Genomic DNA, 18,628 nt, shown 5'->3' with positions numbered 1-18,628 from the left:
CCCGGCACGGTCGCCGGGCCGACGGTCCCCAACCGGAGACGGAGTCATCGTGAAAGTCCCCGGAGTTCCCTTTGTCCAGGGCCGCAACGCCTACGACGACCGTGACGGTCAGAAGTTCGGCATCGCGATCCACGCCACCGACAACACCGCCTCAGCCGAGGCGGAAGCCAGCTACGCCACCAGACGCACCGACGGGGTCAGCGCACACTTCTACGTCGACGCCGACTCGATCGTCCAGTCGCTGGACACCGCCGCCCGCGCCGGCCATGCCGGCTCCAGCACCGGCAACGAGAACGCCATCGCGGTGGAGATCTCCGGTCGTTCGTCCAGCAGCCGCCAGTGGTGGCTCGACAACGTGGCCTGGGGTCGGCTGGCCGAGGTGCTGGCGATCGTGTGTCGGCACTACGACGTCGCGCCCCGCCGGGCCACCGTCGCCCAGATGAAGGCCGACCCGAAGGTGCGGGCCTTCTACGGACACGACGACATGCGGTTGGCCTGGGGCGGCACCACCCACACCGATCCCGGCCCCAATTTCCCCTGGTCCCACCTGCTGGCCACGGTCGAGCAGGCCCTCAACCCGAGCGAGGACGACATGACCCCAGCCGAGTTCGTTGCCATCCTGAAGGACCCGACCGTGGCGAGTCTGATGCGGGCCCTGCCCTGGCAGTACAACGGCGGAGGCATCCCGGCCGGCTACTCTGCCCTCAAGGTGTTCAACACGATCTACGAGGGCGTCCAGAACCTCCAGGGTGGCAACCTCAGCCAGGAGGTGGTCCGAGGGGTGCTGGCCACGCTCACCCCGCAGGCCATCGCCGCCGCGATCCCGGACGACCTGGCCAAGAAGGTCGCCGACGAACTCGCCCGCCGCCTCGCCGCCTGACCCGGCCAGCTCTGCCCCGGCCCGGCGGCTCGCTCTCCTCGGGCCCGGCGGCTCGCTCTGCTCCGGGCCCGGCCGATTGCTCTGCAGGGGTCCCCTGCTCGGCAAAAAGCGGTAACAGGGGACCCCTGCTACCGACCAACCCAGCCGGCACTCTCGACGGCCCGGAACGTAGCGGCCGGCCGCCGGTGGCTCAGGGAGCGTACGGCACGTCGGTGTGGCTGATCTCCGGGAACCGGGTGCCGGTCAGCCGGTGCACGGCGGTACGACGGAGGTCCAGCTCGGCCATGGCCGCCCCCGGTGAGCGGGTGAGCCCGACGACGGTGGCCCGCTGGTCGGCGATGCGGATCGACTGGACCGGCGTTCGGTCGCCCACGTCGGTGGCGGTGACGTAGCGCGGCCTGCCGTCGACGTTGCGCCAGACCACCAGGCTCCAGAAGCGTCCCGAGCCGCCCGGATCGAGCATGACGGTGCCGACCGCGTCGACCGCGCCGTCACCGTCCAGGTCGCCGGTCGCGCAGGGCTTCTGGAGCAGCACGGTCGCACCGTCGCCCGTCCACCGTCCGTCGCGCAGCGGCAACGGGTTCGGGTAGCCCCGGTACCGTACGCCGTTGCTGCCCAGCTCCGCGTTGCGCAGGTCGGCGCAGGTGAGGGCACGTACCTTGCGGCGCGGTGCCCTGGTGGGGCTCGGACTGGCGTCGACCCGTGCCGGCCCGGCGTCCTCGTCCCGGTCGGCCGGCGCGACCTTCCCGGCCGTGGTGGCGGCAGCCGGTCGGGCGTCCCGGGACCGCTTCTTCTTGCCACTGCCGCCACACGCGGTCAGCACGCAGACCAGCACCAGCGCCACCACCGGAACCACGCTCCGACGCATCGACCGTCACCTTCCTCCACACAGGTGACCGGGACAGTAGTAGACCGTCGCCAGTGGCCGGACCAGCTGACCGTCCACCACGGACGAACGGCGGTCGGCCCCTCACCGGGCGGTGGCGAGCACCGCCAGCAGCGCGCCACCCAGGAGGGCCGGCCCGAACGGCAGCTTCGTCCGCCGGCGAACACGTCGGACGGCGAGGAGCACCAGCAGCACGGGCGCGTTCACCACCCAGGGCAGCACCACGCCGAGGAGCACCGCGTCCCAGCCCAGCCAACCCAGGTACCAGCCGAGCAGCGCGCCCACCTTTGCGTCGCCGAACCCGAAGCCGCCACCCGGCAGCAGGACCAGCCCGGTGAACACCAGTCCGACCGTCAGGCAGGCGAGCAGTCCGCGTAGCCAGTCGCCCCCCTGGCCGGTGGCGAGCGCGACGAGGCCGAGCAGCAGCGGCGTGGCGGCCAGCGCCGGCAGCACCAGCGCGTCGGGGAGCCGGTGGCAGGCGACGTCGACGACACCGAGCAGCACGCCCAGCACCGCGAGGGCGAGCAGGAGCGGCAGGACGGCCACCGTGCCGAGCGCCGCGGCAAGCAGCGCTCCGGCCAGCCCGGCGAGCGCGGCGGTGATCCACCAGGGGACGCCCAGCCGGTGTCCGTGGACGCAACGGCGGGCGAGCCATCCCGCGGCGCCGGGGCGCAGCGGTACGCCGCATCCGGAGCAGGACTCTCGGGGCGGCTCGCCGTACGGCACCGCGAGGCGGTAGCCCGCCGTGGGCAGGAGGGCTCCCGCCACCCCGCATCCGATCGCGGCCCCCACCACCGTCCCCATCCACAGCGGCACGCCCGCACCCTACCCGCGCCCGGACGGGTGGGATGGTTCACAGGATGGGAAGGGGGAGCGGAGGCGGGCTGGGCTGTGCGTATGCTCGCAAGCACAACTGAATACCTCATCCAGAGGGGCTGAGGGATACGGCCCGACGACGCCCCGGCAACCACCCCGTGCGCTCAAAGTTGAGCGTCCGACGGGGCAGGTGCCAAATCCGTCCCCGCCGCAGGGTGCGACGCGGGGAAAGATGAGAGGACCCCCTCGACATGACGTCGACGATCGTCGCCCCCGGTATCGACACCACTGCCAGCCCGGCCCGCGCCCTGGTCTGTCGCGCCTGTTCGGCGCGTTACCCGCTCGCCGCCCAGCACGCCTGCTACGAGTGCTTCGGGCCGCTGGAGGTCGACTACGACACCGCCGCGCTGGCCCGGGTCACCCGGGAGCAGATCGAGGCCGGGCCGCAGAACCTCTGGCGGTACGCCGCCCTCCTCCCCGCCGGCCAGGACCCGGCCACCCGAGTCACCCTCGACCCCGGGCTGACCCCGCTGGTCGCCGCCGGCAACCTCGCCGCCGAGCTGGGCATCACCGCCCCGCTCTGGATCAAGGACGACAGCGCCAACCCGACCCACTCGTTCAAGGACCGGGTGGTCTCGGTGGCGCTGACCGCCGCCAGAGCCCTCGGTTTCACCCGCTTCGCCTGTGCCTCGACCGGCAACCTGGCGAACTCCGTCGCCGCGCACTCCGCCCGTGCCGGGGTGCCGTCGGTGGTGTTCATCCCGGGCGACCTGGAGCAGGGCAAGGTGGTCACCACCGCCGTCTACGGCGGCGAACTGGTCGCCATCGACGGCTCGTACGACGACGTGAACCGCCTCTGCGGTGAACTGGTCGAGACCGACGAGTTCGAGGACACCGCGTTCGTCAACGTGAACGTCCGTCCGTACTACGCCGAGGGGTCGAAGACCCTCGGGTACGAGGTGGCCGAGCAGCTCGGCTGGCGGATCCCGGCGCAGGTGGTCATCCCGATGGCCAGCGGTGAGCTGCTCACCAAGGTCGACAAGGCGTTCAGCGAGCTGGTCGAGATCGGGCTGGTGGAGGCCCCGGCCGGCGGTTGGAAGGTCTTCGGCGCACAGTCGGCCGGCTGCAACCCGATCGCCACCGCGCTGCACGCCGACACCGACACCATCACCCCGGTCAAGCCGACCGGGATCGCCAAGTCGTTGAACATCGGCGACCCGGCGGCCGGCCTCTACGCCCTGGAGGCGGTGCGGCGCACCGGTGGGTGGATGGACTACGCCGACGACGAGGAGATCCGCGCGGCGATCCGGCTGTTGGCTCGTACCACCGGGGTCTTCGCCGAGACGGCCGGCGGGGTGACCGTCGCGGTGCTGCGCAAGCTGGTCGCCTCGGGGCGGCTGGACCCGACCGCCGAAACGGTGGTCTTCAACACCGGCGAGGGTCTGAAGACCATCGACGCGGTCGCCGGCCAGGTCGGCCCGACCCACCGGATCAAGCCGTCGCTGCGCGCCGCCCGCGACGCCGGGCTGCTCGGCTGACCCTGCTGGTCGTCCCGACGGACCAACCCGACCCGCCCGAACGGGTGATCGGGTCGATCCGTCGGGTAACCGACCGTTCGCCCAGGGTACGAAAAACCACCCGCCAGGGACTTGACGCCAGTAACCGGTCAGTTGCAGGATGCTTCCTGCGGGAGGGCGTTCGCCGAAGACTTCTCAAGCCTTACGACCCAACGCCGGCGGCGTTGTGCGATCGTCCCTCCCGACCAAAGCTTCCTCGGGCCAGCGATTTAATCGCTGGCCCGTTGCCGTTTCGGCGCGCACTCTCGTCGGCATGAGCATCGTCATCGTGTCGTTCGACGAGTCCGACCAGGCCGCGATCGACGCGGCGTTCCAGGTGGCCGCCGCCGCGCAGGCCGTCGACCTGCCGGATTTCCCACGGCTGTCCCGTCAGCAGTTCGAGGGCGCGATCCGGCACCCGATGCCCGACAGGTCGCTCCTGATGGCGGTGGCCACCCTCGACGGCGTCCCGGTGGGCCATCTGGCGCTCAACCTGCCGCAGGTGGAGAACGTCGACAACGCCGGTCTCGAACTGGCCGTCCATCCGGCGTACCGGCGGCGCGGCATCGGGCGGGCGTTGTACGAACACGCCGTACGGATGCTGCGCGAACAGGGTCGGAAGCGGATCATCGGGGCGTCGGTCGGGCCGCTGCCGGAGGGGCCGGAGCGGCCGGCCGTCGGCGCGCGGTTCGCCGCCGCGCTGGGTGCGCAGCCGGCGCTGGGCGAGGTACGCCGCCGGCTCGTGGTCGACCAGGTGGACCACGCCGCCCACGACACGCTGCTGGCCGACGCGCGCGAGCGGGCCGCCGGGTACCGCACGGTCACCTGGCAGGCGGTCACCCCCGAGGAGTACGTCGCCGACGTCGCCTACCTGGACAGCCGCCTCGTGACCGACTCGCCCATCGGGGATCTCGTGATCGAGCCGGACCGGGTCGACGCGGACCGGGTCCGGGGCATCGAGCGCGTGCTGACGGCCCGGGGACGGTCCACCTACCACTGCGGAGTGGTGCACGAGGCGAGTGGCCGACTGGTCGCCTGGACGATGATCGTCGCGGTGCCGTCCATCCCCCGGCACGCCGACCAGCAGATCACCATCGTGGATCCGGCGCACCGCGGGCACCGGCTCGGTCTGCTCACCAAGATCGAGAATCTGCGGTACGTGCTGGCGCACGAGCCGGAGCTGCGCGAGATCGACACCTGGAACGCCGCCGACAACAGGCACATGATCGCGATCAACGAGCAGCTCGGGTTCCGCGCCGTCGACGCCTGGACCAACTGGCAGCTCGATCTCTGACCGTACGCTCCCCGGCGGACCCGCGACCGGCGGTGCCCGGTGGCCGACGGAGCAGGGTCGCCGCCCACGGTCGGAGGGTCGGCTCGGGGTATCCGCCGGCGGTCAGGCCGGCCCGCCGCTCGAAGACGTTGCCGCAGCCGTAGGTGCCGGTCAGCGCGTACGACCAGGCGCAGGCGAGCCAGTAGGCCGGCCAGAAGAGCGGCCCGAGCAGCGCGTACTGGCCGGTGTGCCGCCGCTCGTGGTCGAGTAGGTCGGCGCGGTCCGGGTGCAGCAACCACTCGGGCGGGCGGCGGGTCAGCACCACCGAACCGACCGTGAAGCACCGCTGCCTCGGCACCGGCAGCCGGTAGCCCCCGGCGACGACGAGCCCGTCCGGGGTGCGCCGCCGGGTGGTGCGGGCCAGGACCGCCAGCGCCAGCCCGGCCGGTGTGGTGCCGTTGAGCCAGGTGAGCGTGGTCCGCGTCCGCTGCCGCACGGCTCCAGGATGGGCCCCCGGGGCGAGCGCGGCCAGCCGGCTCACCGCTTCAGGGCGGGCCCCCGGGTCGGGCGCGGCCAGCCGGCGCACGGCTTCAGGGCGGGCCTCCGGGCCGAGCACGGCCGGCCGGCTCACGGCCCTTACCGACTGCTCCCGGGCTGCGGCATGATGGCGGACATGACGGAGACCCCGCATCCCCTGTACGCCACGCACGCCGAGACCCTCACCCGGGCGCTGACCGCGATCTCCGAGCGCGGGTACTGGTCCGCCTACCCCGAGTCCCCCAGCCCCCGCGTGTACGGCGAGACCGCCGCGGCGCAGGGGCGGGCTGCCTTCGAGGCGTACCTGGACGGCGACTTCCCCCTCGACCAGCCGGGCACCGGCGACCGGATCGCCACCGAGGCGAGTCCGTTCGGGGTGACGCTGGGCGTGCGCTACCCGCACGCCCGGGTCGACGAGCTGGTCGCCGCCGCCTCCGCCGCCCTGCCCGCCTGGCGGGACGCCGGCCCGCAGGCCCGTGCGGGGGTCTGCCTGGAGATCCTGTCCCGCCTGCACAAGCGCATCTTCGAGCTGGCCAACGCGGTGCAGTACACCAGCGGGCAGGCCTTCGTGATGGCGTTCCAGGCCGGCGGGGCGCACGCATTCGACCGGGCGTTGGAGGCGATCGCGTACGCGTACGCGGAGATGACCCGGCACCCGGCGACGGCCCGGTGGGAGAAGCCGGCCGGCAAGGGCGACCCGCTGCGGATGACCAAGACCTTCCACGTGGTGCCCCGGGGACTGGCGCTGGTGATCGGCTGCAACACCTTCCCGACCTGGAACTCGTACCCCGGTCTCTTCGCCTCGCTGGTCACCGGCAACCCGGTGCTGGTGAAGCCGCACCCGCGCGCGGTGCTGCCCCTGGCGATCACCGTGCAGGTGGCCCGGGAGGTGCTCGCCGAGGCCGGCTTCGACCCGAACCTGGTGCTGCTCGCGGCCGAGGCCCCGGGCGAGAAGCTCGCCTCCGACCTGGCCCTGCACCCGGCTGTGAAGATCGTCGACTTCACCGGCTCCACCGAGTACGGCGACTGGCTGGAGCAGCACGCCCGCCAGGCCTCGGTCTACACCGAGAAGGCCGGACTGAACACGGTGGTGATCGACTCCACCGACGACTTCGCCGGCATGTGCCGCAACCTCGGGTTCACGCTGGTGCTCTACAGCGGCCAGATGTGCACCACCTCGCAGAACATCCTCGTCCCGGCCGACGGCATCACCACCGACCAGGGGCACAAGAGCTTCGACGAGGTGGCCGCCGGGATCGCCGCGGCGGTGGGCAAGCTCACCGCGGACCCGGCCCGTGCCGTCGAGCTGACCGGTGCGATCGTCAACGACGGGGTGCTGGAGCGGCTGGACGAGGCGGCCAAGCTCGGTGACGTCGTGCTGGAGTCGCGTCCGCTGGAGCACCCGGCGCACCCGGACGCGGTCGTGCGTACGCCGACCATCGTCAAGCTCGACGCGGACGCCACGGCGACGTACGGCCGGGAGTGGTTCGGCCCGATCTCGTTCGTCATCGCCACCGGCTCGACCGCACAGAGCCTGGAGATCCTCCGCACCATGGTGGGGAAGAAGGGCGCGCTGACCGCCGCCGTCTACTCCACCGACGAGGCGGTGCTCGACGCGGCCGAGGCGGCGGCGATCGAGGTCGGGGTGCACCTGTCGTGCAACCTGACCGGTGGGGTCTTCGTCAACCAGTCGGCGGCGTACTCCGACTTCCACGCCAGCGGTGCCAACCCGGCCGCCAACGCCGCCCTGACCGACGGCGCGTACGTGGCGAACCGGTTCCGCGTGGTGCAGAGCCGCCGCCACACCGCCTGACCGGGCTTGGTCGGCCGGCTTGGTCGGTAGCCCGCCGGTTCGGTCGGTAGCCCGCTGGATTGGTTGGTAGCCCGCTGGATTGGTTGGTAGCAGGGGGCCCTTCTTACCGTTTTTTGCGTAGGAAGGGTCCCCTGCAACCACTCGGGCGGCGCGTGGAGGAGCGAGGTTCTGCTGCCCGCTCAGGCGGGGCGGCGCATCTGGAGTTCCCGCATCGACGGGATCGTGGGGTGCGGCACGCGTACGCCGGTGTCGGTGAAGCCCAGCCGCAGGTACGACCGGTAGGCGCGGTCGTTGCCGACCACCACCTCCAGCATCAGCTCCGGTCGCCCGCACGCCCGCGACCAGCGACCGACTTCGTCGATCAGGTCGGCGAGCAGCCCCGTGCCGCGCCAGGCGGGGGTGACGTAGACCCCGAAGACCACGGTCAGGCCCGCCTCGTGCGGCGAGGCGACACCCCCGGCGTGCCCGACCAGGCGGCCACCGGGGTCGGCGACGAATTGCGCCGTGTGCGAGCCGGTCGAGGTGTACGCGATCCGGGCGGCGTACTCGGCGTGCGGGCGGGCGGCGGCGTCCGCGAGGGTCTCCAGGAAGGCCAGCGGAGCGTCCGCGAGCATCTCCAACCGCAGGGCTCGCATGCGGGCGGCGTCGGTCGGGCGGACCCGGCGGACGGTGGGTACGCCTGCCGTCGGCCCGGCCGGATTCCGCGTCATGTCCGAATGCCTACCGCAATGATGGCCGCCGATGCGATCCCGGGTCGAGAGCCGCCCGATATGCCCAGGTTTGTGATCGTGCGCTGCGGTCACGCTTCGTGTAGCGTGCGATTTCGGTCACCGAACATCGGCCGCTCCGGGCCGGTGAGGAAAGCGGTGGTCCCGATGCCGATCGGACCGGCGTCGGGGGTTGCGTGTCGCCCAGCGAAGTGAGGAAGTGCACCGTGGCGCAAGGCACCGTCAAGTGGTTCAACGCCGAAAAGGGCTACGGCTTCATCGCCGTCGACGGAGGGCAGGACGTCTTCGTCCACTTCTCCGCGATCGAGATGGACGGCTACAAGGCGCTGGACGACGGGCAGCGGGTCGAGTTCGAGATCGCTCAGGGGCAGAAGGGGCCGCAGGCCGAGCGGGTGCGCGTCATCGCCTGAGTTGACCACGTGGGGCGACGCTGAGGTGTCGCCACCCACGGCGGGGCAACGCCACGGGCGCTCCGGTGGACAACCGCGGCGAGGTCCACGGCCGATCCGTCCCCTCCGTTCCCCCGTTCCCTCCTTTCCCTCAGGGCCTGCCCCGGATCCGATCCCTGTCGGAGCCGGGCGCGCCCCCGTCCGCCGGTCCGTTCCGGCGGCTCACCCGAGCCGCCGGCCCGACGCGAGTTACGGCATGTCGGGGTGTCCCTCCGTACGGGCGCCCCGATATGCCGCATACGGCGTCGCATCCCCCGTCGTGGGGGTCGCTCGCTCCCGTGCCGTCCGCCTCGTGGGGCGTCCCGCTGATCCGGCACTTCCTCCCTCTCCACGTCGAGCATGAAGTGGACGTGTCCAGAGAGGTCGAGTTTCCCGTCAAGGCCATGATCTTCGCGTGGCCCGGTGCGGCGTGGCCCGGTGCCGCGTGGGCCGGCCGGTGGGAGCGCCGGACGGAGGCATCGTGCTTGCACTCGGCAGGGGAGAGTGCTAAACAAGTCATTGGCACTCGCATGGCGTGAGTGCCAATGGTCGGGGCGGTAGGGCCACGGTCGCGCGGCATCGAGTCGTGTGGCACATGGCCGGTCGTCGCGGGCTATCCGGCCCGGCCGAGGAGACGTCGTCGTCGCCAGGTGGCGACGTCCCAAGGTGCGTACACCAGGCGGCCCATCCGGGACACACACTCGGGTGGCCCGTGAGTGTCCAGGAGGACAACGCCGTATGGCCAAGATGATCGCGTTCGACGAAGAGGCCCGTCGCGGCCTCGAGCGGGGCATGAACCAGCTCGCCGACGCTGTGAAGGTGACGCTCGGCCCCAAGGGCCGCAACGTCGTGCTCGAGAAGAAGTGGGGTGCCCCCACCATCACCAACGATGGTGTGAGCATCGCCAAGGAGATCGAGCTCGAGGACCCGTACGAGAAGATCGGCGCTGAGCTGGTCAAGGAGGTCGCCAAGAAGACCGACGACGTTGCCGGTGACGGCACGACGACGGCGACCGTCCTGGCCCAGGCCCTCGTCCGCGAGGGTCTGCGCAACGTGGCTGCCGGCGCCAACCCGATTGCCCTGAAGCGGGGTATCGAGGCCGCGGTCGCGAACGTCTCGGAGGAGCTGTCCAAGCTCGCCAAGGACGTGGAGACCAAGGAGCAGATCGCCTCCACCGCCTCCATCTCGGCCGGTGACACCAGCGTCGGCGAGATCATCGCCGAGGCGATGGACAAGGTCGGCAAGGAAGGCGTCATCACCGTCGAGGAGAGCAACACCTTCGGCTTGGAGCTTGAGCTCACCGAGGGCATGCGCTTCGACAAGGGCTACATCTCCGCCTACTTCATGACCGACCCGGAGCGTATGGAGGCCGTCTTCGACGACCCGTACATCCTGATCGTCAACAGCAAGATCTCGTCGGTGAAGGACCTGCTCCCGATCCTGGAGAAGGTCATGCAGGGCGGCAAGCCGCTGCTGATCATCGCCGAGGACATCGAGGGCGAGGCCCTGGCCACCCTCGTCGTCAACAAGGTCCGGGGCACCTTCAAGTCGGTCGCCGTCAAGGCGCCGGGCTTCGGTGACCGCCGCAAGGCCATGCTGGGCGACATCGCCATCCTCACCGGTGGCCAGGTCATCAGCGAGGAGATCGGCCTCAAGCTGGACGCCGCCGACGTCGAGATGCTGGGCCGCGCCCGCAAGGTCGTCGTGACCAAGGACGAGACCACCATCGTCGATGGTGCCGGTGACGCCGAGCAGATCCAGGGCCGGGTCAACCAGATCCGGGCCGAGATCGACAAGAGCGACTCCGACTACGACCGTGAGAAGCTGCAGGAGCGGCTGGCCAAGCTGGCCGGTGGCGTTGCGGTGATCAAGGTCGGCGCGGCCACCGAGGTCGAGCTGAAGGAGCGCAAGCACCGCATCGAGGACGCCGTTCGCAACGCGAAGGCCGCCGTCGAGGAGGGCATCGTCCCGGGTGGTGGTGTCGCGCTGGTGCAGGCCGGCAAGACCGCCTTCGACAAGCTGGACCTCGTCGGCGACGAGGCGACCGGTGCGCAGATCGTCAAGATCGCGCTGGACGCCCCGCTGCGGCAGATCGCCGTCAACGCCGGCCTGGAGGGTGGCGTCGTCGTCGAGCGGGTCCGCAACCTCGACGCGGGTCACGGCCTCAACGCCGCGACCGGTGAGTACGTCGACCTGCTGGCCGCGGGCATCATCGACCCGGCCAAGGTGACCCGGTCGGCGCTGCAGAACGCCGCGTCGATCGCGGCGCTCTTCCTCACCACCGAGGCTGTCGTCGCGGACAAGCCGGAGAAGACCCCGGCTGCCCCGGCTGGCCCGGGTGGCGGGGACATGGACTTCTGAGTCCGGTTCCGACACACGCCGAAGGGGCGGGCCGCGTCAGCGGTCCGCCCCTTCCGCTGTCTGCGGCCGGCCCGCCCGGTCCGGTCCGGTCATGTCGGCAGGGGGCGTCGTCGGCCCGGACGGTGGTCCGGCGGGTCGGTCCCGACGGGCGCGTCCACCATCTCCAACGGTTCACCGGCTGTCGGCTCGGTGCCGGCGGACATCTCCACCAGTTGTTCGGCGTCGCCGTAGTCCAGCCAGTCGATCGGCAGGTGGCCGGACAGGTCACCGACGGGTGCCCAGGCGGTGTCGTCGGCGGGTTCGTCGTCCATCCTCATGACTGCCTCCTCCTGCCGAAACGGTAGGAGATCCACGGCGGGGCCCGGGGTGGAACGGGACTATTCAGGTTCCTGCCCGGTTTGCGTACGATCGGGGCTGATGTCCTTCCGGTAGAGCAGGAAGACCCGCTCGATCCGGGCACCCGCGCTGCCCGAGTAGAACGGCACCGGGCCCACCCAGCCGATCTGGGCGCGCGCGATCCCGGCGGCCCGCTGGTCCCGCAGGCAACGCCGCAGCAGCACGCTCCCGATCCCCGAACCGACCGCCGCCGGATCGGTGCCCATCGGCCCGAACCAGCTCGGGCGGGAGGACCCCCAGGCGGCGAAACCGACCACCGCCCCGTCGCGCCACGCCACATGGCACCCCGCCCCGGCACGTCCCACCGAGCCGACCAGTTCACGGTCCCAGGCACCGCCGAAGGTGTCGCGGGCGAACGCGGTCAGCGCCGGCAGGTCGGCCGGTTCCGCCCGGCGTACCGTCACGCCCACAGTGGCCAGCCGCCGCTCCGCCTCCGTCGTGGAGCGCAGCGCGGGCGAGTCGTCGTACGACAGGTCTGCGGTCATGTTCCAGGCGGTCCGGTCCTGGCGGTAGCCCAGCGCCAGCACGGCGCAGACCGCCGGGGTGTAGCGCACGTCGATGCCCGGCCAGGCGTAGTACGGCGGGTTCCCGGCGAGCAGCACCTCCCGCGCGCCCCGCTCGGCGAGCCACCGTTCGGCGTACGCCAGCAGCGTCCGCCCCACGCCGCGTCGCCGCTCCTCCGGTGCGACCACCACCAGGTCCACGCACCCGTACGCCGCCCCCGGCGGATCCGGCTGCCCGGCAACGGAGCAGACCAGCACGCCGACCGGTTTCGTGCCCCGTACGGCCAGCAGCCCGACCACCGGCCGGTCGACCCGGGCCCGCCGGTACACGGTGTCCACGATGGTCTCGGCCTCGGCGGCGTCCTCGGCCAGGTCCAGGCCCCGGCGGCAGAGCGCGACCACCTCGGGCAGCCGCTCGATGGTCAGCTCGGTCACGCTGATCCGCTCGTCGTCCATGGTCGCCGACCCTAGGCCACACCCAGGCGCGAACGACAGTTGCTACACCACCCGCACGGCGGCAGCTGCCGGTGGTTGCGGCGGTGCGGATGTTGCGGCGGCAGCGGTGGTTGCAGGGGGCCCCTCCTACGCAAAAAGCGGTAACAAGGGACCCCTGCTCACACCCCAGCGGCGCGGACGGCGGCGTAGGCGTCGACCAGGCCGGCCCCGGCGACGTTGGGGGCACCGCCGCACGTCGGGTTCTCACCGCCCGGTTGGGGCGACGCCTCGACCGGGGTGGCGGTCTCCCGCAGGATGCGGCGGGTGCCGTCCAGGTCGCCGACGAGCGCCGGATTGGCCGACCACATCAGCGCGACCACTCCGGCCACCTGCGGGGTCGCCATCGAGGTGCCGTCCAGCACGGAGTAGCCGCCCCCGGGCATCGCCGAGCGTACCGCCGCACCGGGCGCGACCAGGTCGGGCTTGGCCACTCCGGGCACCGGCCCCCGGCTGGAGAATTCGGTGACCCGGCGGGACCGGTCCACCGCGCCGACGGTGAACACGTCCGCGTACGGGGCCGGTGGGTCGTCGATCGAGGCGCAGTACGGGCCGGTGTTGCCCGCCGCTGCCACCACGAACACCCCGGCCGCGTCGAAGGCGGCGGTGGCCGGCCGCAGCACCTGCGGGTCGCAGCCCTCGATCGTCGGACAGCCCCACGAGTTGGTGAGCACGTGCGGGGCCCGCTCGGGCCGGCCAGCGGTGAACGGGTCGCCACCGGGCGGGAAGGGGGCCAGCATGAACTGGAGGCAGTCCAGGTAGCGCGCCGGGTTGCCGAGGTTGCGGTCGAGGTTCACGCAGCCAGTCCAGTTCGCGCCGGGTGCGACTCCGATGCCGTCCCGTCCCACCGCGCTGCCCATCGTGTGGGTGCCGTGCCCGCCCTTGTCGCGCGGGGACCGGCTGCCCTCCCACGGGTCGTACCAGGAGTCGTCGCCGCCCCGGAACCCGGCCGCCAGGGTCGGGTGACCAGCGTCCACGCCGGAGTCCGAGCTGCCCACGGTGATCCCGGAGCCGTCCACGTCCAGCTCCGACCAGACCCGGTCCGCCCCGATCATGCGGATGTTCCATTCGGGGCCGGTGGGCGGGGCGGCGTCGCCCCGGCTGGTGCCGGCCGGCGCGGGCAGCGGACGCAACCGCTGGCTCACCAGCACCCGGTCCACCTCGGGGCGGCGCGACAGCCAGGCCCGCACCGCCGGGCCACCGTCCACCTCGATCGCGTTGACCAGGTAGTACGGGGTGTGCGCCAGCCGCAGCCGGTCCAGCTCCCGACGCAGGTCGGCCTGGGTACGGTCGGCGGTGTCGACCAGTCGGCGGTAGACCTCGCGGACCCGGGCGTCCCGTCCGGCCGCCCCGGGGGTGGCCGGGACGTCCCGCAGGTCGGCCTGCTGCCGCAGCACCACCAGCAGGCGCTCGCCGTGCAGCCCCGGCTGGCCGGGGCCGGCGTACACCAGGGTGCCCGCCACCAGCAGGACGGCCATGGTCGCCGTGGCGAACCGTCGCCCCGGAACGCGGCGCGGCAGCAGCACGCCGTACCCGACGGCGAGCAGGAGCGCGACGGCCAGACCGGCCCCGGCGGTGACCATCACCCAGAACGGCACGTCCCGGGTGGTGCTCAGCAGCAGGGTGACCTCCTCCGGATCGGTGAAGGCCAGCGGACCGAACACGCCCAGCGCGACCAGCCAGCGCACCGGGGCGCGCCCGGCCGGCCGTCCGCCCGCATCGGTGGGCGCCTGTAGCGCGCCGAGCACGAATCCGACCGGTGGCAGGGTCAGCAGCATGGCGAGCTGCGCACCGGAGTGACCGGTGCCGGCGGCGAGCAGCAGCAACGTCACCCCGGCCACCGAGCCGCCGCCCAGCACCAGCAGCGCCGGACGAGTGGGTCGGCCGGCCCCGAAGCGGACCCAGAAACCGACGTCGAGCAGGACCCCGGCGAGGACGCCGACCGCCGTGGCGGCGAGCGCGGCGAGCACCGTCTCCAGCAGCCCGCCGAGCGCGCCCAGCCAGAGCCAGGGCAGCAGCAGGACCAGCCCGGCGGCGACCGCGAGCGGGGTGACCCCGGCGGTGCCGTCCCGCCCGTCCGTGGCCGGGGCGGTGTCGGCGCGCGGCAGGCGGGCGGCGACCATCGCGGTCAGCGCGGCGACCAGGGCGAGCGCGGCGAGGTACGCCTCGTGGTGCACCGCCGGGATCATCCGGAGCAGCCCGAGCACCCCGAGCGCGACCGCCCCGGCCAGCCAGGCCCGGCCGGTGGCGCGGACCGCCCCGGAGCGAGGCAGCAGGGCCAGCAGCAGCGCGGGAACCCCGACCGCGACGACGGTGACCAGGGAGACCACCGGCCAGAGCCAGACCGGCTGGTGGAGTCCGCTGGCGAGCAGCACCTGCTCGGCGAGCCAGCCGACGAGCTGGGGGAACAGGACCGCCGCGACCGTCCAGAAACCGACCAGGACGGCCGCGACCACCGGCAGCGGCCCGGGCGGGGCCACCGTCGACGGGGGTACGGGAGGACCGGGCGGATACACGGGCTGCATGCCCGTACGGTACGCAGGCGGGCTCGGGGTGTGCCGCCGACCGCCGGTCCCGGTTACCGTGAACGGGTGCGTGACCCCAACATCTCCCGTACGGTCGCCGGTCAGCTCTCGCCCGTCCGGCGGGCCGCCGACCTGCGCCGGCTCCGGGCCGAGCGGTTCGACGTCCTGGTCATCGGGGGTGGGGTGACGGGTGCGGGCGCCGCCCTGGACGCCGCGTCCCGGGGCCTCAAGGTGGCCCTGGTCGAGGCGAGGGACTTCGCCGCCGGCACCTCCAGCCGATCCAGCAAGCTGATCCACGGCGGCCTGCGCTATCTGGAGCAGCTGGAGTTCGGCCTGGTGCACGAGGCGCTCACCGAGCGGGGGCTGCTCGCCACCCGGCTCGCGCCGCACCTGGTCCGTCCGGTGCCGATCCTGGTGCCGCTGCCGGACGGCGGTGGGGTGCGCGACCTGCCGGCCCGCGCCTGGCGCCGGGCCTACTACGGCACCGGCGTGGCCGCGTACGACGTCTTCGCCGGCCTCTTCGGCGGCGGCCGGGGCATGCCGCTGCACCGGCACCTGACCCGCGAGGGCACCCGGCGGGTCTTCCCCAGCCTGCGGGCCGACCAGTTGGCCGGCGCGATCCGCTACTTCGACGGGCAGGTGGACGACGCCCGGCTGGTGGTCACCCTGGCCCGCACCGCGGCGAGCCTCGGCGCGACGATGGTGACCAGCGCCCGCGCCGTCGGCCTGATCCGGCAGGCCCGGGAGGTGACCGGGGTACGGGTCCGGGACCTGGAGGCGCCCCCGGGCTCGCCGGACGCCGAGTTCGAGGTGCACGCCCGCACGGTCATCGCCGCCACCGGGGTGTGGAGCGACGACCTGTCCCGGATGCTCAACGACGTGGGACTCCGCCCCGGCCTGCGGGTCCGTGCCTCCAAGGGGGTGCACCTGGTGGTGCCCCGATCGGCGATCACCGGCGAGACCGGGCTGATCCTGCGGACGCCGACCTCGGTGCTCTTCGTCATCCCGTGGGGCGGGCACTGGATCATCGGCACCACCGACACCGACTGGCGGCTGGACCGTTCCCACCCGGCCGCTTCCGCCCGCGACATCGACTACCTGCTGCAACAGGTCAACGCGGTGCTCGACAAGCCGTTGACCACCGCCGACATCGAGGGCGTCTACGCCGGGCTGCGCCCGCTGCTCTCCGGCGAGGCGGACTCCACCTCGAAGCTCTCCCGGGAACACGCGGTGGTCGAGCCGATGCTGGGGCTGCTCCTGGTGGCCGGTGGGAAGTACACGACGTACCGGGTGATGGCCGGCGACGTGGTCGACCGGGCCGCCCGGCGGCTCGGCAACGTCCGCCCGTCACGCACCGCCGACCTGCCGCTGCTCGGCGCGGACGGGTACGCGGCGATGTGGCGGGACCGGGCCGACCTGGCCCGCCGGCACGGGGTGCCGGTCGGCGTTATGGAGCACCTGCTGGAGCGGTACGGCAGCCTCACCCTGGATCTGCTCGCCCTGATCGCGGCGGATCCACTGCTCGCCGCCCCGCTCGCCGGAGCCCCCGAGTACCTGGCCGCCGAGGTCACCTATGCGGCGCGGGCGGAGGGCGCCCTGCACCTGGAGGACGTGCTGACCCGGCGTACCCGGATCTCCTTCGAGACCAGCCACCGGGGGCTGGAGTCGGCGGAGCACACGGCCGAGTTGATGGGCGCGGTGCTCGGCTGGGACGCCGACGTGCGGGCCCGCGAGGTCGCCCACTACCGGGCCCGGGTGGAGGCGGAACGGCAGTCGCAGCGGATGCCGGACGACGCCACCGCCGACGCGGCCCGGCTCGGCGCGCCCGACGTCCGGGGCTTCGCCGCCGACCGGGGCACGGACAGCGACCTGAGCGGGCTGCCCACCCCGCACTGACCCCGCCGGGGCCTCCGGGCCCCGGCGGGCAGAGCACCGTGCCCTGGGCCGAAGGTCAGAACACCTTGCCGGGGTTGAACAGGCCGTCCGGGTCGAGCGCCGCCTTGATCGCGTGGTGTACCCGGACGCCGACCGGCCCGATCTCGCGGGCCAGCCAATCCCGCTTGAGCAGGCCCACCCCGTGCTCGCCGGTGCAGGTGCCGCCCAGCTCCAGGCCGAGTCGCATGATCTCGTCGAAGGCCCGGCGGCCCTGCTCCAGGCTGGCCGGGTCGGTCCGGTCGACCACGATGATGGGGTGCATGTTGCCGTCCCCGGCGTGCCCCACCACCCCGATCGGCACGTCGCACTCGGCGGCGATCCGGGCCACCCCGTCGAGCAGCGCGGCGAGCGCGCCACGTGGCACCGCCACGTCGTCGAGGATCAGCCCGCCGTTGCCCGCCGGGTACGACCGGGCGGCGAACGCCTCCATCGCCGGGTAGGCCAGCCGCCGGGCCTGGAGCAGCGCCGCCGCCTCCACGGCGTCCGTGGCGGCGTACACCTCGGACGCGCCGGCCGCCTCGCAGACCTTCGCCAGCCGGGCGAGGTCCTCGGCGGCCCGGGGACCGGTGTCGGCCGCCGCGAGCAGCAGCGCCTCGGCGTCGGTGCGCAGCCCCATCGGCTGGTACGCCTCGATCGCCTGAAGGTGGGTCCGGTCGAGCAGTTCCAGCAGGCTCGGGCTCAATCCCTGCGCGGCGATCCCGGCGACGGCCGTGCCCGCGTCGGCGGTGGAGTCGAAGACCGCGACCAGGGTCAGCGACTCCTCCGGGGCGGGCCGCAGCGCCAGGGTCACCTCGGTGATGATCCCGAGGGTCCCCTCGGAGCCGACGAAGAGCCGGGTCAGGTCGTAACCGGCGACGCCCTTGGCGGTCCGTCGCCCGGTGCGCAGCACCTCGCCGGAGGCGAGCACCACCTCCAGGCCGAGCACGTACTCCGTGGTCACGCCGTACTTGACACAGCACATACCGCCGGCGTTGGTGGCCACGTTGCCGCCGATGGTCGACGACTCCCAGGAGCCCGGGTCGGGCGGGTAGTAGAGCCCCTGCCGACGGGCCGCGCCGGCCAGGGTGGCGTTGACCACCCCGGGCTGCACCACGGCGATCCGGCTGACCGGGTCGATCTCCAGGATGGCGTCCATCGCCGAGGTGGTCAGCACCACCGCGCCGTCGACCGCGTTCGCCGCGCCGGCCAGCCCGGTCCGCGCACCCTGCGGCACCACCGGTACGCCGTGCCGGGCCGCCGCGCGCACCACCGCGACCACCCCGGCGGTGTCCCGTGGGCGGACCACGACCAGGGGCATGCCGGCGGGGCAGAGGTCGGCCTCGTCCCGCTGGTGCATCCGCAGCAGGTCCGGGTCGGTCAGCACGGCGGCCTCACCGAGCGCGGCGCGCAGTTCGTCGAGGAGGGGGGTGGCGGACATGCAGGAGAGGGTAGCCGCGCCCCGTCCAGGTGACCACGGGGTGGCGGGTCCCGTCTCAGGTGGCGGAGACGGGACGGCGGTC

At 72.9% G+C, this 18,628-nt stretch carries 15 protein-coding genes and 1 riboswitch; of the genes, 7 read left to right on the top strand and 8 right to left on the bottom strand.

Annotation, left to right across the window (positions count from 1 at the left end):
* The first annotated feature begins 49 nt into the window (after positions 1 to 49).
* Entirely contained in the window at positions 50 to 880 is an 831-nt protein-coding gene (locus ACIBJE_RS26475; protein ID WP_396752829.1) for an N-acetylmuramoyl-L-alanine amidase, read from the top strand.
* Between the two features lie 190 nt (positions 881 to 1,070).
* Here ACIBJE_RS26475 and ACIBJE_RS26470 read toward each other — a convergent pair whose 3' ends face one another.
* Entirely contained in the window at positions 1,071 to 1,748 is a 678-nt protein-coding gene (locus ACIBJE_RS26470) for a hypothetical protein (protein ID WP_396752827.1), read from the bottom strand.
* 102 nt (positions 1,749 to 1,850) lie between these two features.
* Positions 1,851 to 2,582, bottom strand: coding sequence for a prepilin peptidase (locus tag ACIBJE_RS26465; RefSeq protein WP_396752825.1), 732 nt, complete (start codon positions 2,580 to 2,582; stop codon positions 1,851 to 1,853).
* A gap of 103 nt (positions 2,583 to 2,685) precedes the next feature.
* A riboswitch (SAM riboswitch) is annotated at positions 2,686 to 2,821 on the top strand.
* A gap of 12 nt (positions 2,822 to 2,833) precedes the next feature.
* Here ACIBJE_RS26465 and thrC point away from each other — a divergent pair.
* The gene (gene thrC / locus ACIBJE_RS26460; protein ID WP_396752823.1) at positions 2,834 to 4,120 is read left to right on the top strand and encodes a threonine synthase; all 1,287 of its coding nucleotides are present in this window, start codon (positions 2,834 to 2,836) and stop codon (positions 4,118 to 4,120) included.
* 292 nt (positions 4,121 to 4,412) lie between these two features.
* Positions 4,413 to 5,432: a GNAT family N-acetyltransferase gene (locus ACIBJE_RS26455; RefSeq protein WP_396752821.1), complete on the top strand. Its 1,020-nt coding sequence runs from the start codon at positions 4,413 to 4,415 to the stop codon at positions 5,430 to 5,432.
* On the opposite strand, the gene ACIBJE_RS26450 is transcribed toward ACIBJE_RS26455, so the two are convergent.
* Positions 5,371 to 6,042 carry a hypothetical protein gene (locus ACIBJE_RS26450; protein WP_396752819.1) on the bottom strand — a complete coding sequence of 224 codons (672 nt, stop codon included), beginning with the start codon at positions 6,040 to 6,042 and terminating at the stop codon, positions 5,371 to 5,373. The two genes, ACIBJE_RS26455 and ACIBJE_RS26450, sit on opposite strands and share 62 nt — an antisense overlap.
* A 42-nt stretch (positions 6,043 to 6,084) precedes the next feature.
* Between ACIBJE_RS26450 and paaN the strand changes: the two genes are divergently transcribed.
* Positions 6,085 to 7,761, top strand: a complete 1,677-nt coding sequence (gene paaN / locus ACIBJE_RS26445) for a phenylacetic acid degradation protein PaaN (RefSeq protein ID WP_396752817.1) — start codon at positions 6,085 to 6,087, stop codon at positions 7,759 to 7,761.
* Between the two features lie 179 nt (positions 7,762 to 7,940).
* Here paaN and ACIBJE_RS26440 read toward each other — a convergent pair whose 3' ends face one another.
* Positions 7,941 to 8,471 carry a GNAT family N-acetyltransferase gene (locus ACIBJE_RS26440; RefSeq protein WP_396752815.1) on the bottom strand — a complete coding sequence of 177 codons (531 nt, stop codon included), beginning with the start codon at positions 8,469 to 8,471 and terminating at the stop codon, positions 7,941 to 7,943.
* A 224-nt stretch (positions 8,472 to 8,695) separates the two neighbouring features.
* On the opposite strand from ACIBJE_RS26440, the gene ACIBJE_RS26435 reads away from it, so the two are divergent.
* Both ACIBJE_RS26435 and groL read left to right on the top strand, forming a co-directional pair.
* Positions 8,696 to 8,899, top strand: coding sequence for a cold-shock protein (locus ACIBJE_RS26435; protein ID WP_013288855.1), 204 nt, complete (start codon positions 8,696 to 8,698; stop codon positions 8,897 to 8,899).
* 756 nt (positions 8,900 to 9,655) lie between these two features.
* Positions 9,656 to 11,278, top strand: coding sequence for a chaperonin GroEL (gene groL / locus ACIBJE_RS26430; RefSeq protein ID WP_396752812.1), 1,623 nt, complete (start codon positions 9,656 to 9,658; stop codon positions 11,276 to 11,278).
* 89 nt (positions 11,279 to 11,367) lie between these two features.
* On the opposite strand, the gene ACIBJE_RS26425 is transcribed toward groL, so the two are convergent.
* The 3 genes from ACIBJE_RS26425 to ACIBJE_RS26415 form a co-directional block, all read right to left on the bottom strand.
* On the bottom strand, positions 11,368 to 11,589 hold the full coding sequence (locus ACIBJE_RS26425) for a hypothetical protein (RefSeq protein ID WP_396752920.1): 222 nt from the start codon (positions 11,587 to 11,589) through the stop codon (positions 11,368 to 11,370).
* A 66-nt stretch (positions 11,590 to 11,655) separates the two neighbouring features.
* Positions 11,656 to 12,633 carry a GNAT family N-acetyltransferase gene (locus ACIBJE_RS26420; RefSeq protein ID WP_396752810.1) on the bottom strand — a complete coding sequence of 326 codons (978 nt, stop codon included), beginning with the start codon at positions 12,631 to 12,633 and terminating at the stop codon, positions 11,656 to 11,658.
* A 158-nt stretch (positions 12,634 to 12,791) separates the two neighbouring features.
* Positions 12,792 to 15,194 carry a S8 family serine peptidase gene (locus ACIBJE_RS26415; RefSeq protein ID WP_396752808.1) on the bottom strand — a complete coding sequence of 801 codons (2,403 nt, stop codon included), beginning with the start codon at positions 15,192 to 15,194 and terminating at the stop codon, positions 12,792 to 12,794.
* An 81-nt stretch (positions 15,195 to 15,275) separates the two neighbouring features.
* Between ACIBJE_RS26415 and ACIBJE_RS26410 the strand changes: the two genes are divergently transcribed.
* Positions 15,276 to 17,090, top strand: coding sequence for a glycerol-3-phosphate dehydrogenase/oxidase (locus ACIBJE_RS26410; RefSeq protein ID WP_396752918.1), 1,815 nt, complete (start codon positions 15,276 to 15,278; stop codon positions 17,088 to 17,090).
* 55 nt (positions 17,091 to 17,145) lie between these two features.
* Here the strand turns inward: ACIBJE_RS26410 and ACIBJE_RS26405 are convergent, their stop codons facing one another.
* Positions 17,146 to 18,546 carry an FAD-binding oxidoreductase gene (locus ACIBJE_RS26405; protein ID WP_396752806.1) on the bottom strand — a complete coding sequence of 467 codons (1,401 nt, stop codon included), beginning with the start codon at positions 18,544 to 18,546 and terminating at the stop codon, positions 17,146 to 17,148.
* Between the last annotated feature and the right edge of the window lie 82 nt (positions 18,547 to 18,628).

It is taken from the genome of Micromonospora sp. NPDC050187 (genome assembly GCF_044459745.1).
GTDB lineage: Bacteria > Actinomycetota > Actinomycetes > Mycobacteriales > Micromonosporaceae > Micromonospora.
Note: the sequence above shows the minus strand (reverse complement) of the source record. Positions and strands in the feature narration are given on the sequence as shown.

Excerpts from the sequence above, each read along its gene's own strand:
- ACIBJE_RS26440 (WP_396752815.1), bottom strand. The coding sequence starts at position 8,471 with ATGACGCGGAATCCGGCCGGGCCGACGGCAGGCGTACCCACCGTCCGC.
- ACIBJE_RS26455 (WP_396752821.1), top strand. The coding sequence starts at position 4,413 with ATGAGCATCGTCATCGTGTCGTTCGACGAGTCCGACCAGGCCGCGATC.
- ACIBJE_RS26405 (WP_396752806.1), bottom strand. The coding sequence starts at position 18,546 with ATGTCCGCCACCCCCCTCCTCGACGAACTGCGCGCCGCGCTCGGTGAG.
- ACIBJE_RS26420 (WP_396752810.1), bottom strand. The coding sequence starts at position 12,633 with ATGGACGACGAGCGGATCAGCGTGACCGAGCTGACCATCGAGCGGCTG.
- paaN (WP_396752817.1), top strand. The coding sequence starts at position 6,085 with ATGACGGAGACCCCGCATCCCCTGTACGCCACGCACGCCGAGACCCTC.
- groL (WP_396752812.1), top strand. The coding sequence starts at position 9,656 with ATGGCCAAGATGATCGCGTTCGACGAAGAGGCCCGTCGCGGCCTCGAG.
- thrC (WP_396752823.1), top strand. The coding sequence starts at position 2,834 with ATGACGTCGACGATCGTCGCCCCCGGTATCGACACCACTGCCAGCCCG.
- ACIBJE_RS26470 (WP_396752827.1), bottom strand. The coding sequence starts at position 1,748 with ATGCGTCGGAGCGTGGTTCCGGTGGTGGCGCTGGTGCTGGTCTGCGTG.
- ACIBJE_RS26425 (WP_396752920.1), bottom strand. The coding sequence starts at position 11,589 with ATGGACGACGAACCCGCCGACGACACCGCCTGGGCACCCGTCGGTGAC.
- ACIBJE_RS26415 (WP_396752808.1), bottom strand. The coding sequence starts at position 15,194 with ATGCAGCCCGTGTATCCGCCCGGTCCTCCCGTACCCCCGTCGACGGTG.